The 14,792-nt window shown below is 60.2% G+C and carries 10 protein-coding genes; 5 read left to right on the top strand and 5 right to left on the bottom strand.

Annotated elements, in window-relative coordinates:
• Nucleotides 1-2 precede the first annotated feature (2 nt).
• The 3 genes from AC1DV6_RS00665 to AC1DV6_RS00655 all read right to left on the bottom strand — a co-directional run bounded on the left by AC1DV6_RS00665 (nt 3) and on the right by AC1DV6_RS00655 (nt 2,898).
• Nucleotides 3-377 (bottom strand): hypothetical protein, encoded by a 375-nt coding sequence (locus AC1DV6_RS00665; RefSeq protein ID WP_477974270.1) that lies wholly within the window; start codon nt 375-377, stop codon nt 3-5.
• Nucleotides 378-548: 171 nt separating this feature from the next.
• On the bottom strand, nt 549-1,166 hold the full coding sequence (locus AC1DV6_RS00660) for a Rossmann-fold NAD(P)-binding domain-containing protein (protein WP_477974269.1): 618 nt from the start codon (nt 1,164-1,166) through the stop codon (nt 549-551).
• The gene (locus AC1DV6_RS00655; RefSeq protein ID WP_477974268.1) at nt 1,129-2,898 is read right to left on the bottom strand and encodes a DEAD/DEAH box helicase; all 1,770 of its coding nucleotides are present in this window, start codon (nt 2,896-2,898) and stop codon (nt 1,129-1,131) included. Before AC1DV6_RS00655 ends, AC1DV6_RS00660 begins: the two co-directional genes overlap by 38 nt.
• Nucleotides 2,899-3,185: 287 nt before the next feature.
• Between AC1DV6_RS00655 and AC1DV6_RS00650 the strand changes: the two genes are divergently transcribed.
• The 5 genes from AC1DV6_RS00650 (at nt 3,186) to AC1DV6_RS00630 (ending at nt 13,597) form a co-directional block, all read left to right on the top strand.
• On the top strand, nt 3,186-5,435 hold the full coding sequence (locus AC1DV6_RS00650) for a DUF1631 family protein (RefSeq protein WP_477974267.1): 2,250 nt from the start codon (nt 3,186-3,188) through the stop codon (nt 5,433-5,435).
• A 169-nt stretch (nt 5,436-5,604) separates the two neighbouring features.
• A complete protein-coding gene (gene ettA, locus AC1DV6_RS00645) occupies nt 5,605-7,266 on the top strand; it encodes an energy-dependent translational throttle protein EttA (protein WP_477974266.1) in 1,662 nt (553 codons plus the stop codon).
• Between the two features lie 11 nt (nt 7,267-7,277).
• Nucleotides 7,278-9,725: a DUF1631 family protein gene (locus AC1DV6_RS00640; RefSeq protein ID WP_477974265.1), complete on the top strand. Its 2,448-nt coding sequence runs from the start codon at nt 7,278-7,280 to the stop codon at nt 9,723-9,725.
• Nucleotides 9,726-9,828: 103 nt separating this feature from the next.
• Nucleotides 9,829-10,830, top strand: a complete 1,002-nt coding sequence (locus tag AC1DV6_RS00635; protein ID WP_477974264.1) for a polysaccharide pyruvyl transferase family protein — start codon at nt 9,829-9,831, stop codon at nt 10,828-10,830.
• A gap of 64 nt (nt 10,831-10,894) precedes the next feature.
• Nucleotides 10,895-13,597, top strand: coding sequence for a M16 family metallopeptidase (locus AC1DV6_RS00630; RefSeq protein ID WP_477974263.1), 2,703 nt, complete (start codon nt 10,895-10,897; stop codon nt 13,595-13,597).
• A 21-nt stretch (nt 13,598-13,618) separates the two neighbouring features.
• On the opposite strand, the gene AC1DV6_RS00625 is transcribed toward AC1DV6_RS00630, so the two are convergent.
• Together AC1DV6_RS00625 and AC1DV6_RS00620 are read right to left on the bottom strand one after the other, a co-directional pair.
• On the bottom strand, nt 13,619-14,155 hold the full coding sequence (locus AC1DV6_RS00625) for a Spy/CpxP family protein refolding chaperone (protein ID WP_477974262.1): 537 nt from the start codon (nt 14,153-14,155) through the stop codon (nt 13,619-13,621).
• 83 nt (nt 14,156-14,238) lie between these two features.
• Nucleotides 14,239-14,757 carry a flavin reductase family protein gene (locus tag AC1DV6_RS00620; protein WP_477974261.1) on the bottom strand — a complete coding sequence of 173 codons (519 nt, stop codon included), beginning with the start codon at nt 14,755-14,757 and terminating at the stop codon, nt 14,239-14,241.
• Nucleotides 14,758-14,792 lie beyond the last annotated feature (35 nt).

Below are 14,792 nucleotides of genomic sequence, written 5' to 3'. Positions count from 1 at the left end.
AATCAATAGTGATTAGCAGGGTTGTAGCTCACATTGACGCGCGTAAGGCTTTCCATGGGTTGCGGAGTGAACTGGATGGAAATGTCGTTGTTTGCGGATGTAAACCGAAGATTCCCTGCGGACATGAGCGCGATTTTGCGCGTGCCCGACAACTGTGCGTATAAGTGATTCTGTTCACGGGTGATCGTCAATGTCTTCCCGTTACCAAGTGCATACTCACCCCCTACTTCGCGGAAAACGCCGCGCGAAACAGATGGCTCCTTGCTCAAGTCACCACTGCGGACGGTAACAGATTCAAGATTTTCAACATCCTTTGCAAATGCGGGAGCTGCCAGAGTAAGAATGCAAAGTGCGAGCGCAGACGTCAATGTTTTCATGATGATTCCTGTCGAAATGGGTTGAAAAAAGTGGGGCCAGAACCCCATCGCGCAATGCTTTTGCACTGCCGACAAACCCAATTTATGCGCGCGGCAGATATTGCACGAGCGACCTGCGACGAACTGCGGAATCAGTGGAATGAGATTCGAATAGAGGCACTGACCCGGGGGTCAGTGTTTTGCTGCACCCTGCATCTCGCCAGACAACATGCGGCGAACGCCTGCAGGGGCGTCCGCCACTGTATTCACCAGCGCGTAGGCCACATCGCGTGCAGCAATCGATTGGTAGTTGGCGGGAATGACGGCCTTGAGCCAGCGGGTAGCAACAAGGGCAATGCGTTCACCGCTGCGAATCGGTTGGTCCAGCGCCTCGCGGTTGCCAGCGAGCATCGATGGCCGAGCGATCACCAGGCTCTCATAGCCCGTGGTTGCCAAGCCGGCTTCCATTTCGCCCTTGACCCGGTTGTAAAAAATACTGGAGGAAGCATCGGCGCCCATCGCGCTGACCACTCCTAATTTTGTAGCGCCTTGCGCGCGTGCGGCGAGCGCAACAGCCATAACGGCTTCATAGTCGACAGCGCGAAATGCCTGCTTGCTGCCAGCTGTTTTGATGGTGGTTCCCAACGCAATAAACACATCATCGACCTGGGGCAACTTGCCCATGGCCGAAAAATTGACGACCTGCTGCGTCAGTTTGGGATGCTGGTGGGGCAACTTGCGTCGCCCCACGATGTGCACTGTGGTGTAGCGCTTATCGGCTAGAAGAGCCGCCAGGACCTCGCGGCCCACGAGACCCGTTGCCCCCGCCACCAAAGCCACCCGAGCGTCCGCCGCCGTTGCCGCCATAACCGCCACCTCCCGAATTGGAACCACCGCGGTTGCCGCCACCATAGCCGCCACCACCACCGCCACGGCGTGCACCGCGTGCGGCCATCATATCGACGTTGGTACGCATCGGATCAGGCTGGGCTGTGGAAGGACGCGGAGCGCGGCCTTCATGTGTGAAACCAGCAGGAGGCTGGTGTTCGGCATTGCCGCCACCTTGACGTGGGCCACGGCCCTGGCCTTGGGGTGGGCGATTGCCCTGAGGACGTGGGGGTTGGAACTCGCCGCTGCGGTCTGCACCGCGGCCACCGCCACCATTGCCGCCACCGTTACCGCGCGCGCCTTGGCCGCCGCGGTTGCCGCCTCCGCCATTGCCGCCACCGTTGCCGCCGCGGCCACCTTGACCGCCTGCCTTGCTGTCGCGCACGCGCTGCAGCATTTCCGTACGGGCTGCTTTCGCAGCTGCTTGCATTACGTCGCGGCTTGGCGGTTTGCCAGCGCCGCCCCAAATGGTCTGGCGACCCATAGCAATAGGTTCACCCTTTTCGCCTGGCTCGGGGCCAAAACCTTCGATGATCTTGACTTCAATGTTCTGCTTGGTAAAGCGCTCGATGTCCTGCATGAAGCCTTCTTCATCCAGGCACACCAGATTCACTGCGGCGCCGTCGGCACCCGCGCGACCGGTGCGGCCAATGCGGTGCACATAGTCTTCGCTGACGTTCGGGATTTCGTAGTTCACGACGTGTGGCAGGTCGTCGATGTCAATGCCGCGAGCAGCAATGTCAGTTGCAACCAAAGCGCGCACATCGCCGCTCTTGAAGCCGGCAAGTGCCTGTGTACGGGCTGCTTGGCTCTTGTTGCCGTGCAGGGCCATCGCGGTGATGCCGTTCTTTTCCAGAAACTCGGCCACATTGTTGGCGCCGAACTTGGTGCGGGTGAACACCAGCACCTGGCTCCAGTTTTGTTCGTTGATGATGTGGGCCAGCAAGGCCTTTTTCTTGCCGCGACCAACCGGGTGGATCACTTGCGTGATGCGTTGCACGGTGGTGTTACGCGGCGTGACCTGCACGCTTTGCGGGTTCTTCAACAGGTTATTGGCCAGCTCGCGGATCTCGTCGCTGAAGGTGGCGGAGAACAGCAGGCTTTGTTTGTCCTTTGGCACCAGAGCCAGCACCTTCTTCACGTCATGGATGAAGCCCATGTCCAGCATGCGATCGGCTTCGTCCAGCACCAGCATTTGCACCTGGCCCAGGTCCAGCATGCCTTGCTGTTGCAGGTCCAGCAGGCGACCGGGTGTGGCGACCAGAATATCCACGCCTTTTTTGAGCTTGGAGATTTGCGGGTTCATGCCAACACCGCCAAAAATGACGGTGGAGCTGAGTTGCAGATATTTGCCGTAGGTGCGGATGGATTCTTCCACCTGCGCTGCCAGTTCGCGGGTCGGCGTCAACACCAGGGCACGAATGCCGGTACCGCCAAACTTGTTTTGCGCGCTGCGGCTCATGGAGAGGCGGTGCAGCAGGGGCAGCGTGAACGCTGCGGTCTTGCCGGTGCCGGTCTGGGCGCCGCCCAGCAAGTCGTTGCCCGCCAGCACCAGCGGAATGGCTTGCGCCTGGATCGCGGTGGGGGTTTCGTAGCCTTGCTCGCGCACAGCCTTAACAATGGCGGGAGCCAGGTTCAATTCTTCAAAGTTCATGAGATGTTGCGCCCGTCCGGGGCGCCAAGGGATCGGCCGGTCCGGGTGCGCTTGCAACCGGTCAGTCAGAGGCAGATGGATTCAAAAGATGGACGCCAATTGTCGGTCGGGTCCCCAGCAAGGTGCTGGCGTTGCGGGCAACTGAAGCGCCGCAACAGCGCATATTGTCGCACATCGCGGCAAAAGAGGCTGATAAGCCACTCTCGCACCCGTCGGGCGTAACAAAATGTTGTGGAAGCTGGCAAGGGACTGGTCAGCCATGCGTTCCCCGTAGAGAATGTAGAACGATGAACAAATTCCTGTTACGGCGATTGGGTGTTGCAGACGATCCGGCTGGATTGAAGCCCACGTTGCACAACAGCCTGGAGGCCGCCCTGGCCCAGAGCGACTCTCTTGTCGAAGATATTCTGGGGGGACTCAAGGGCTTGCTGACCCCCACCAAAGTCAAAACCCATGCACTCAATCCTGTGACGGGTGCCAAACAGGTAGTGGAAGACCTCAGCGAGCGCAGTGATGAATTCAAGAAGCTCTTTTCAGAATCCCTGCGTGCCGCGGTGTATGGGGGTGACACCCAACGTGCGGTGGACAAGCCCCTGGTGCGTTTCGACGACTTCCAGTTTCTGGAAGAGGAGCAGATCGACGCCAACATCGAATATGCACTGACCCAGCAAGAAGTGCAGATGGCGGTGGAGGACGTGTTGCCGGCATTGAACGGCATGATCAGCAGCCTGATGGGCTGGACCTCGGTGCAGCCCCATCTGAACCCGCTCAAACCGGATTCGTTTGTGCACGCGCTACGGACCAGCCTGACGGCCATGGTACGTCGGGAAGACGACCGTGCTGCCGTGATGACACCCGCTGCGGGCCTGATGGGCACAGGCCTGCGCCAGTTGTACCGGGAAATTACCGATTGGTTGCGCTCACAGGGCGTGGAGCCGGTGTTGCCGCATGCGAAGGCGGGTGGTGGTTTCGGCGGTGCGGGCAAGGCGCCGGAAACATCGGTAACCCGCACCATGCTGACGCTGGACAAGTTGCGCCGGTTATTGTCGGGGGAGCTTTCCTTCGATTTGCTGCCCTCGGCCAACAAGGATTTCACTCACACCGTACCCGCGTCCTTCCTGGCGTTGGAGGACATGAAGCTGGTAGAGCCAATGATGAAGCGGCTGAAAGAGCGTGCCAGCCTTGCCAATGCAGAAGCCAACGCAACTGGAACTGCGGCAAAGCCCCCCGGAAAGAGGGTCGGTGACAAGCCGGTCCTGCGCGAAAAGACGCAAAGTCGCAAACTGGGCAAGGAACTGGGCGAAGAAGTGGTGCGCCTGATGCTGGAGAACCTGATGCAGGATCGCCGCCTGATGGCGCCGGTGCGCAACAGCCTCAAAACCCTGGAGCCGGTCCTGATCAAGATGTCGCAGGTGGATGCCCGGTTTTTCAGCGAACGGCAGCATCCGGCACGCCAGTTCCTGGACAGGATCACCAGCCGCAGCTTGGCCTTTACATCAGTCGATGAGCCTGGCTACGGCCGTTTTCAGAAAGCGCTGGATAACAGCATCAGCGTACTGGTGATGGGAGAAAGTGACGCTGCCAGTTTTGCGCGCGTGTTGCGCAAACTGGAAGACGGCTGGAGCAAAGACGAGCAGGAGCAGCGCACACGGGCCGAAGAAGCGGCGCGCGAGTTGCTCCATGTGGAGCAACGCAACATGCTGGCGCAGCGTTTGGCGCAGGAGTTCACCGAGAAGCTGCAGGGCAAAAAACTTCCGGAGATGGTGCTGGCGTTCCTACGGGGGCCGTGGGCCCAGGTGGTCGCGGAGTCTCAGTTGTTGCGTACGGACGGTTCCGCCGACCCGGAAGGCTACAAGAATCTGGTGGAGGATTTGGTCTGGAGCGTGCAACCGCGCCTGGCCCGGCGCAACCGCGCTCGCCTGGTCGATTTGGTGCCCAGCATGCTGGTCACCATGCGGCAGGGATTGGGACTGATTTCTTACCCAAGCGAACGCATCACCGTCTTTTTCGACGAACTGATCACGATCCACGAACAGGCCTTCGAGGGCGTGCGCAACACTGGTCCGGCACCGCTGACCGACAGTTCCGGAGTGGTGGTGCACGATGGCGACGATACCTCGAGCGACGTCTCCCGCGATGAATTCTGGATGGCCGAGCATGAAGCCACTGACTCGGGTTTTCTGGACGCACACGCACACAATGCCGAAGATTTCCCGCAACCGCCCGAGTTGCCGGAGGTCGAGGAGCCGCAGGACTGGTCGACCGAGAGTCTGACGCCTGGATGCTGGGTAGACCTCGCGTTGGGCGGTGTCTGGGTGCGTGCGCAACTGACCTGGGCCAGTCCGCACCGAACGTTGTTCATGTTCATTTCTGGCGCGGGCCTGGCGCACTCGATGTCGCGCCGAACCATGGACCGGCTGCATGGCCTGGGCCTGATCCGCTTTGTCTCGGATGGCCGCGTGATGGACAACGCGCTGGATGCCGTGGCGCAAGCCGCGTTGCGAAATGACCTTGGTAAAGGCGGCGGTATCAGTTAAGGCCCTCGCGCTCCAAGGGCGCCAATTTCCCGTTGCGGGGCTGACCGCCAAGCGCTTCAGAGACTTGAGGCGGTGCGGTGCAAAATTGCCCTAAATCTCCATCTACGGCCCGTCGAGCGGGTGCCGCAGTCGATAATGTCGGTTTTACGTTCCCGAAATACCTACCGCAATGGCTCAATACGTTTTTTCCATGAACCGCGTCGGCAAGATCGTGCCGCCGAAGCGTCATATCCTTAAAGACATCTCGCTGTCCTTCTTCCCCGGCGCCAAGATCGGTGTTTTGGGTACCAATGGCTCCGGCAAGTCCACGCTGTTGAAGATCATGGCCGGTATTGACAAGGAAATCGAAGGCGAAGCGATTCCCATGGCCGGTTTGAACATCGGTTACCTGCCCCAGGAGCCCAAATTGGACCCGACCCAGACCGTGCGCGAAAGCGTCGAAGCGGGCATGGGCAAGGTGTTTGCCGCCAAGGCGCGCCTGGAAGAGGTTTACACCGCGTACGGCGCAGAAGACGCCGACTTTGACGCACTGGCTGCCGAGCAGGCCGAACTGGAAGCCATCATCGCCACCGCTGGCACCGATTCCGAACACCAACTGGAGATTGCCGCCGACGCGCTGCGCCTGCCACCATGGGACGCCAATATCGGTGTGTTGTCCGGCGGCGAGAAGCGCCGCGTGGCGCTGTGCCGTTTGCTGCTGTCCAAACCCGACATGTTGTTGCTCGATGAACCGACCAATCACTTGGACGCCGAATCGGTGGACTGGCTGGAACAGTTCCTGCAGCGCTACCCCGGTACTGTGGTCGCCATCACCCACGATCGTTACTTCCTGGACAACGCCGCCGAATGGATTCTGGAGCTGGACCGCGGCTCCGGCATTCCGTACAAGGGCAATTACTCTGACTGGCTGACCCAAAAAGGCGCCCGACTGGAAGCCGAACAAAAGGGCGAAGAAGCCCGCGCCAAGGCCTTGAAGAAAGAACTGGAATGGTCGCGCCAGAACCCCAAGGCCCGCCAGGCCAAGAGCAAAGCCCGTCTGGCCCGCTTTGAAGAATTGAGCGACTTCGAATACCAGAAGCGCAATGAAACCAACGAAATCTTCATTCCCGTGGCAGAACGTTTGGGCAGCCAGGTCATCGAGTTCAAGGGTGTCACCAAGTCCTTTGGCGACCGCGTGTTGATCGACAACCTGAGCTTCAACATCCCTGCCGGCGCCATCGTCGGCATCATTGGCCCGAATGGTGCGGGTAAATCGACGCTGTTCAAGCTGATCGCCGGCAAAGAGAAACCAGATTCGGGCGAAGTCGTGATCGGCTCTACCGTGAAGATGGCTTTCGTGGACCAGCACCGTGATGACCTGGCCAACGACAAGACCGTATGGGAAGACGTATCGGGCGGACTCGACATTTTGAATGTCGGCAAGTTCCAGATGGCCAGCCGTGCCTACTGCGGCCGCTTCAACTTCAACGGGGCCGACCAGCAGAAGAAGGTTGGCATGTTGTCTGGTGGTGAGCGTGGCCGTCTGCATTTGGCCAAGACGCTGATTGCCGGCGGTAACGTGCTGATGCTCGATGAACCTTCCAACGATCTGGACGTGGAAACCCTGCGTGCTCTGGAAGACGCGCTGTTGGAATTCGCCGGCACCATGCTGGTGATCTCCCACGATCGCTGGTTCCTCGATCGCATCGCCACCCACATCCTGGCTGCCGAAGGTGACAGCCAGTGGACCTTCTTCGACGGCAACTACCAGGAGTACGAGGCCGACAAGAAGAAACGCCTGGGTGAAGAGGGCGCCAAGCCCAAGCGCATGCGCTACAAGGCACTCAAATAATTCAATCTGCCATGGTAGACAGCTCCCTTCCCCGTAACGTGCCGCACAACCCTCAGTACGAAGCCCTGTACCACGCCACCGTCAAGGAAGCTGTGGCCGGTGGTGCCTTGCTGATGGGCAAGATGGCGGATGCGGCCCGCAACGCGCTCAACGCGCGTGAGTTGGTGACGCGGGATTTTCGGGAGCGCGATGCTATCGCTGAGTCAGCCAAGCAGTTGCACCAATGGGAGCCTAAACTGTGCGTGCGCTATCAGGAGGCGCTGGAGTTTGCTTTTCAGAATCCGGACAAGATCAAGAAGACCGTGACTTTGTCCATGGCAGATGTCCAGTTCGACCAGCTCGAGTTGATGGACGAGGTGCAGGTGCTGACCAGTGTGACGATGGCGCGCACACAACAGGTCGCCATGCTGTCGGCTGAAGCCAGCCTCGCGGACCTCAATACCTTGATCAGCAGCACATTGGGCTTGGGGGTCGTGCGCCCCGAGCGCAATCCTTTGCGGCCCGAAGTCTATGTGCAGGCCCTCAAAGACGTGGTTGAGCAGACGCAGGTGCCGGCCACGGTACAACTGGACTGGTTGGGTGCCATGAGCGTGACGCTTGGCCAGGAGTTGCGTAGCCTGTACGCCACGCTGGCGGACAAGCTGCGCAATGCCGGGGTAGTGGCTGCTGGCTACGCAGTGACCCAGACACCGACGGCACTTGGCGTTGGCCGGGGTGTGGCTCAAACGGTGGGCGCAGAGCCGGTAGACCATGCGCAGCCAGCGCCTGCTGCGGGCCAACCCAGAACATCCTCGGTTCGTGCAGCGGGTTCAGATTCAGGCGTTGCTTCCTACCCTTCAGCGCCAGTAGCGGCCCCAGCTGGCATACGCGGAAAATCAGAAGTGTTGCTGACGCTGGACAAATTGCGCCGCTTGCTTTCGGGCGAACTGGAGGCTGCGCCGGTCAATAGTGTGCAGGCCTTTGCCGCCCAATTTGCGCAGGAGTTCGAGGGCAAACACGCGACCACACCAGCTGTACAGCAGCATACCGACTTTGATTCCACCGTACCCGCGGCGCTGGAAGCCCTGACCGAGATGAAGCAGGTGGACCGCGTGGTGCAAAGCCTGCAGGAGCGTCGGGCCCTCAATAGGTCTGCGCCGCCCGTGGCGGACAGTGCCTCGGCATCCGCCGACTCGGTGCGCAGCGCACTGCGCCGCCACGTGACGGGTGTCGCCCAGGCCCTGAGCCTGGAGGTCGTGGCGCTGATGGTGGACAACATGGCCCGCGATGCACGGTTGTTGCAGCCGGTGCAGGCGTTGATCAAGACCCTGGAACCAGCGCTGGGGCGTCTGGCGATGGTAGACCCGCGTTTCTTTACTGACAAACAACACCCGGCCCGGATTCTGCTGCAGGATGTGACCCACCGCAGCCTGGCCTATGTCAATACCGAGGCGCCGGGCTTTGATGGCTTTATGGGCCGCATCGAGAAGGCTTTGACGCCACTGGTGCAGGCGCAAATCGACAACGCCGAGCCCTTCGAGAACGCGCATCGCCAGTTGCTGGACTCCTGGCAGGATGAAGAGAAGGAGAAAGAATCCGCACGTGAGCACGCAGTGATGGCGCTGCAGCATGCCGAGCAGCGCAACCTGCTGGCGGAAAAAATTGCACGCGATATCGATTCGCATCCGGACGCCGCGCAAGTGCCCGCTGTAGTGGTTGATTTTTTGTGCGGCCCCTGGGCCCAGGTGGTGGCACAGGCACGCATTGCGGATGGTGTCGGCTCCAAATCGTCAGCCAAATACCAGTCCCTGATTTCGGCCATGTTGTGGAGCGCGCACCCGGATCTGGCGTCCGGCAACATCGCCAAGCTGACCAAGCTGGTGCCGTTGCTGATCAGCACGCTGCGCGAAGGGTTGGAGACCATTCGTTACCCGGCCACGCGCACCAGCGCCTTCCTGGAGGCGCTGATGGGCCTGCACCAGAAGGCGTTCCGCAAGGCATCCAAAGGTGCTGAAGCGGAGCCCGAGGCGCCAGTGCTGGAAACAGACTCCAGATTCGGTCGCGCAAACCGGGTCGACGAGGGAGACCCTTGGGTCGACCCCGTGGAGGCAAGAGCCTCGAACTTTGTGGACATTTCTGACGGGTCCGAAGAAGCAACCGGTACGGCAGCAGCGAGACCGCAAACCAAGGTTGACATGTTGCTGGATGCCAATCTTGACGAATTGCCGCTAGGCTCATGGGTCGAGCTGCAGATCGATGACCAATGGGTTCGCACCCAACTGACTTGGGCCAGTCCGCACGGCACGTTGTTCCTGTTTACCAGTGCAGCGGGTACTACGCAGTCGATGACCCGGCGTTCGCGTGACCGGCTGGTGGAGTCGGGCAAGTTGCGCGTCATCTCGGGTCAGCCGGTGCTGGACAGCGCGCTCAATGCCGTGGCCCAGGCGGCCATGCGCAACAGCGTGGACACCACACTCTGAGGTTTTAAAACCATGATGACTTTGCGTCGTCATTTACAAATCCTTTACTAAACCGCTATACGGCCTACATAGCCAAAGCGCGCCGGGGCTTCACAGTTGCAGCATGCAACGCGAAGCCCTTTTTCTACCCTCGGCGCATTCCGGTTTTCTGGACCATGCCAGCGCGCAGTCCTCCAGCGCCAGCCAGCGCAATACCCTGCACTACTGTCGCATTGACGGCGGCAATTTTGGTGACGATCTGAACCTGGTGCTGTGGAAGCGCCTGTTCCCTAACTTCTCGGAACTGGCCGGTCGTGTGCAGTTCTATGGCGTGGGCACATTGCTGGATGGCCCGCAGGACCGCAGTGTGAAGAAAGTGGTGCTGGGTACGGGCATTGGTGAATTGCACCAGGCTGCACGCGATGGCAACTGGGATTTCCGTTGGGTGCGTGGCCCCCGAACGGCAAAGGAATTTGGTTTGCCCACCGAAGCAGGCTTGGGTGATGCGGCCATCCTGTGGCCGGAATTGAAAGCAGATCACGACGCGTATGGGCCTGTCGGGCTTGTGCCGCATTACATGACCTACGACAGCTTCGACTGGGAACTGGTAGCCCAGCAGGCCGACATGGTGGTGATCAATCCGCGACAGTCCCCCAGTCAGGTGATCAAACAGATGCGTGGTTGCTCGCGCATCCTGGCGGAGTCGCTGCACGGCGGCATTTGCGCCGACGCCATGGGTATTCCATGGGCTGCCTGTGTTTTGGCGCACCGCTTCAATGAATTCAAATGGCGTGACTGGCTGGAAACGATTGGACGTGCCTACGAACCGCTGGTGACAGACCGTCCGTTGGTGCGCAGCATTTCAACGGGGAAAAGCTGGGCCAATCAGATGGCCCGCCTGGTGAATTACCGCGCCAGCACAAGGCATCCGGCTCTGCGCCCGGTAGCACCCGCCACAGCCTGGGATGTTCAGCAGGTTGCGAAGACCTTGAATGACTTCGCGCGGGTTGAGGCCAACTTCCGGTGCAGCCCTGCTGCCACCATTGCCTCGCAGCGCGACCGCATGGAGGCGCGTTGCGCTGCGTTTGCACGCGACTACGGACTGCAATTTAATCCAGTCTGGTAGCGCTGACCCCGCGCGGCGGGGCGATACACTGATCGAAATTCCCATTTTGATCTTTGGAGAGCCCATGCGTCGGATTCCCTTGCTTCTATCGGCTGCTATTACCAGCCTGACCCTGCTTTGCGCTGGCCCCATCCATGCCGCCACACCAGCGGGCACCACCGTGATGGACAACTTCATGCAGGACGTCAAAAAGACGGTTCTGCCCAATGGCCTGACCGTCATCACCAAGCCGCAAAAAGGCACCGGTGTTGTGGCCATCAATACCTGGGTCAAGGCGGGCTACTTCAATGAGGCCGACGAGATCGCGGGCATGGCGCACTTGTTCGAGCACATGTTCTTCAAGGGCTCCAAATTGTTTCCCGGAGCGGAGCAGATTTCGCAGGAGCTGTCTTCCATTGGCGGGCAGACCAACGCCGGTACGATTTACGACAGCACCAACTATTACTTCGTCGTGCCCCGCGAAGGTTTCCGCAAAGCCGTAGAGATCCAAGCTGACGCGATTGCGCACCCGATCTTTGACCCGGCCGAGCTGCGCAAGGAAGCTGAAGTGGTGATCGAAGAGTCCAACCGCAAGCTGGACAACGCCGCCCCGGTGTCGATGGAGCGCATGTATGCAACGGCATTCACGCAACACCGTATGAAGCGTTGGCGCATTGGCTCCAACGAAGTGCTGCGCAACATCCAGCGCGACAACTTGCTCGCTTTTTTTGAGACGGTGTACCGACCCGGCAACATGATCCTGTCGATTGCGGGCGACGTTACGCATGAGGAGGCTTTGGCCGTTGCACGCCAGACGTTCGGGGCCATCCCCAAGGGCAAGCTGGACAAAAAATACGGCCCCACCGAGCCCGAGCAAAAGGCCTTCCGTTTTGGCCAGTCATCGGCCGAGATCAAGCAAGGCTATTCGGTGTTTGGCTGGCATACACCGGGTGTTGGCAATGCAGATGAACTGGCGCTGGATGTGTTGTCCGCCGTACTGGGCGATGGCCGTTCGTCTCGCCTGTTCACCCAAGTGGTGAGCCCCACTGCCGCCAGCACGGCATCAGCCAATCACGACACATTCGACGACATAGGCATCTTTTCCATCCTGGCAAGTTTTGACGAAAAGAACCGCGCCGAAGTGGACCGCCGCACCGTGCAAGAAGTCGAGCGCATGAAGGCCTGGGGCCCGACTGAGTTTGAATTGCAATTGGCCAAGAACCGGGTAGAGAGCGCCCTGGTGTTCGGCATGCAAAGCGCATTGGGTCAAGCCACAACCTTGTCGCAGTACGAGGCACGCTATGGTGTGGAGAAAATACGTGCGCGGTTGCTGGCGCTGCAGGCACTGACGCCCAAGCAAGTGCAAGAGGTGGCGCAGCGCTACCTGCGCATCGACAACCTGACGCTGTACCACTACCGCCCCAAGGGAGCGCCTGAGCTGAGCACGGAAGTAGCCATGGCGAGTGTGCGGGAAGCCGCCAAGACCGTGCCGCCCGCGATTGCGGCGACGCCTACCCCTGCTGCCATTGCACCTGTCGCTGCTGCAACCGCTGACCGTGCGGTGCAGGACATCCGCCTGTCGAATGGCGCACGCCTGCTGGTGCGCGAGCGCACCGGTTCACCCGTCATCTCCACCAACGTCTATTTCAAGGGTGGGCGCAGCGAAGAGAGCAGTCGTAACGCCGGTATCACCCAGTTGATGACCCGTTCGTTGCGCAAGGGCACCGCGCAGCGTAGTGGCGAAGATCTGGACCGCCAGATCGAATTCCTGGGCACCGAATTCAACATCACGCTGGAGCCGGATTTCTTTGGGATGGGCTTGGACATCCAGCGTGGCAATTACGGTGCGGGCCTGGCTTTGTTGGCAGAAGTCCTGCGTTCACCAGCGTTTGAAGACAAGGGTGTGCAGCAAGAGCGCTCCCAGCAGCTTGGCGCCATCAAGCGCAACGCTGACTCCGCCACTGCGCGACCGGTACAGATGGCCTTCGAGGCCATGTACCCGGGACACCCCTATGGCTTGCCGTCCACCGGATATCCGTCTTCACTGGCTGATATTGGCTCCAAGGAATTGCGCGACTGGCACAAGGAACGCGTGAATGCGCAAGACGCCGTGTTCGTAGTGGTGGGCGACATTTCGCTGCAGGCAGCGCGCCAGATGATTGAAGCGCAGTTTGCCTGGTTGCCCAAGCGCAGCGTAGAACGTACCGCGCTGAAGCCGGCAACGCCGCCTATATCGCGGCTGGAGATCGCCGAGTACCGGGATCGCAAGCAATCCGCCATCGTCTATCTGTTTCCCACCGTGGCGCGCACCGACAAGGACTGGCCTGCATTGCGCCTGCTGGGCAATGTGACCTCCGGCCTGGCAGGCACATTCTTCGCAGAACTGCGCAGCAAGCGTTCACTGGCCTACACCGTGTTTGCGCAGGACAACTCGCGCGCAACAGATGGCCTGTTCCTGGCTTACATCGCCACCGATGCCAAGAAGGAAGAGACCTCAAAGGCCGCGCTGCTGGAAGAAATACGCCGCTTGGCTAAAGATGAGTTCAACGCAGACGATGTGCAGCGCGCCAAGTCGTATTACGCAGGCTCCACCCGCATCAACCGCGAAACCAACGCGGCACTGAGTAGGGAACTGGCAACCAATTCCATGTTCGGTCTGGAGCTGGACTTTGTGGACCGCCTGCTGGAGACTACTGCCAAGATCGGGGTGGATGACTTGCGTGCGGTCGCTGCCAAGTATTTGATGGGTGACGGCTTTGTAGGCGCCGTGCAAAAGGGCAAACCTTAAAGAAACAGTGGGTGCGGATGGTTAGCGGCCCATGCCGCCCATCCCACCCATGTTTCCGCCACCGCCCATACCGCCGCCAGGTCCACCGGAGCCGCCACCGCGGTGGCCTCGGCCCTCCGGTTTACCAGCCTTGTCCGCGGATGCCGGGCCGCCCGACGAGCCACCGCCGATCACAGGAATGGACGCCAGCAGGTTCTGATTCGCTTGTCTTTGCTGCGCAGGGGTGAGTGTTGCGTACAAGGCCTTGGCCGCAGTCTCAATGTCTTCCAGCGCAGCCAGACGGTTGGAGTGCTGATCCACCAGGCGCCTGATTTGTACCGGCGCCGCATCGTTCTCTGAAGCGAGCACCGGCCGCTCCTGGTAATGCAGCGTGATGTAGGCATTGACCGCTGATTCGTATTTTTGCCATGCGGCTTCCTGCGTTGCTTGCAAGCCCAGTTGGTCGTGCACGCTGGACAGGCTGCCACCCGCAGCGGGACCATTGGGTGGCGGTGGTGGGGTTTGTGCAAGTGCCAGCAGAGGCAGGCACAGCGAAACAACGGCAACAAACTTTTTCAACGGAAGCTCCTGACAAAAACAGCCCATCAGGTTAAGACGGGTGGGCGTTGCGCAGTGCTGCTGCTTGGCAAAGTTAGATAAAGTTACAGAGGATGCTCGGTGTAGAACTTGCCACCGTGGAACAGAAGTGGCGAGGCGCCGATGCGGTGCTCGCAACGTTCGACCTCGCCTACAAAAATGACATGGTCGCCTTCTTCGTAACGGCTGCGGTTGAAGCATTCAAACGTCGCGACCGTGCCCTGCAGGATGGGGGCACCGCCTGCGCCGGATGTGAAGGGCACGCCTTCAAAGCGGTTGGCGCCGGGCGCGGCAAACTGGCGCGCCAGATCCTGCTGATCGGCCGCAAGGATGTTGATCGCGTAATGGGAGCCCGCAGTAAACGAGGCCAGTGAACCCGCAGACCGGGCCAGGCTCCACAGTACCAGTGGCGGCGCCAATGACACGGAGTTGAACGAATTGGCTGTCAGGCCTATCGGGCGGCCTTCCGGGGACAGTGCAGTAACGATGGTGACGCCAGTGGCAAACATGCCCAAGGCGGAGCGGAAGTCCTGCGCAGAAAAGTCCGGTGGGAGTGCCCGCATAGGGGTTGCAATGGAAGGCATGGGCACGATTATGCAATGCCGCACCCTACAATGGC

The organism is Rhodoferax sp. P2_H8_2 (genome assembly GCF_056403235.1).
This window is presented reverse-complemented; position numbering and strand designations above follow the sequence as displayed.

Bases quoted from the DNA above. Each gene is read 5' to 3' on its own strand.
- AC1DV6_RS00630 (WP_477974263.1), top strand. From the start codon at position 10,895: ATGCGTCGGATTCCCTTGCTTCTATCGGCTGCTATTACCAGCCTGACC.
- AC1DV6_RS00635 (WP_477974264.1), top strand. From the start codon at position 9,829: ATGCAACGCGAAGCCCTTTTTCTACCCTCGGCGCATTCCGGTTTTCTG.
- AC1DV6_RS00640 (WP_477974265.1), top strand. From the start codon at position 7,278: ATGGTAGACAGCTCCCTTCCCCGTAACGTGCCGCACAACCCTCAGTAC.
- AC1DV6_RS00655 (WP_477974268.1), bottom strand. From the start codon at position 2,898: ATGAACTTTGAAGAATTGAACCTGGCTCCCGCCATTGTTAAGGCTGTG.
- AC1DV6_RS00665 (WP_477974270.1), bottom strand. From the start codon at position 377: ATGAAAACATTGACGTCTGCGCTCGCACTTTGCATTCTTACTCTGGCA.
- AC1DV6_RS00650 (WP_477974267.1), top strand. From the start codon at position 3,186: ATGAACAAATTCCTGTTACGGCGATTGGGTGTTGCAGACGATCCGGCT.
- ettA (WP_477974266.1), top strand. From the start codon at position 5,605: ATGGCTCAATACGTTTTTTCCATGAACCGCGTCGGCAAGATCGTGCCG.
- AC1DV6_RS00620 (WP_477974261.1), bottom strand. From the start codon at position 14,757: ATGCCTTCCATTGCAACCCCTATGCGGGCACTCCCACCGGACTTTTCT.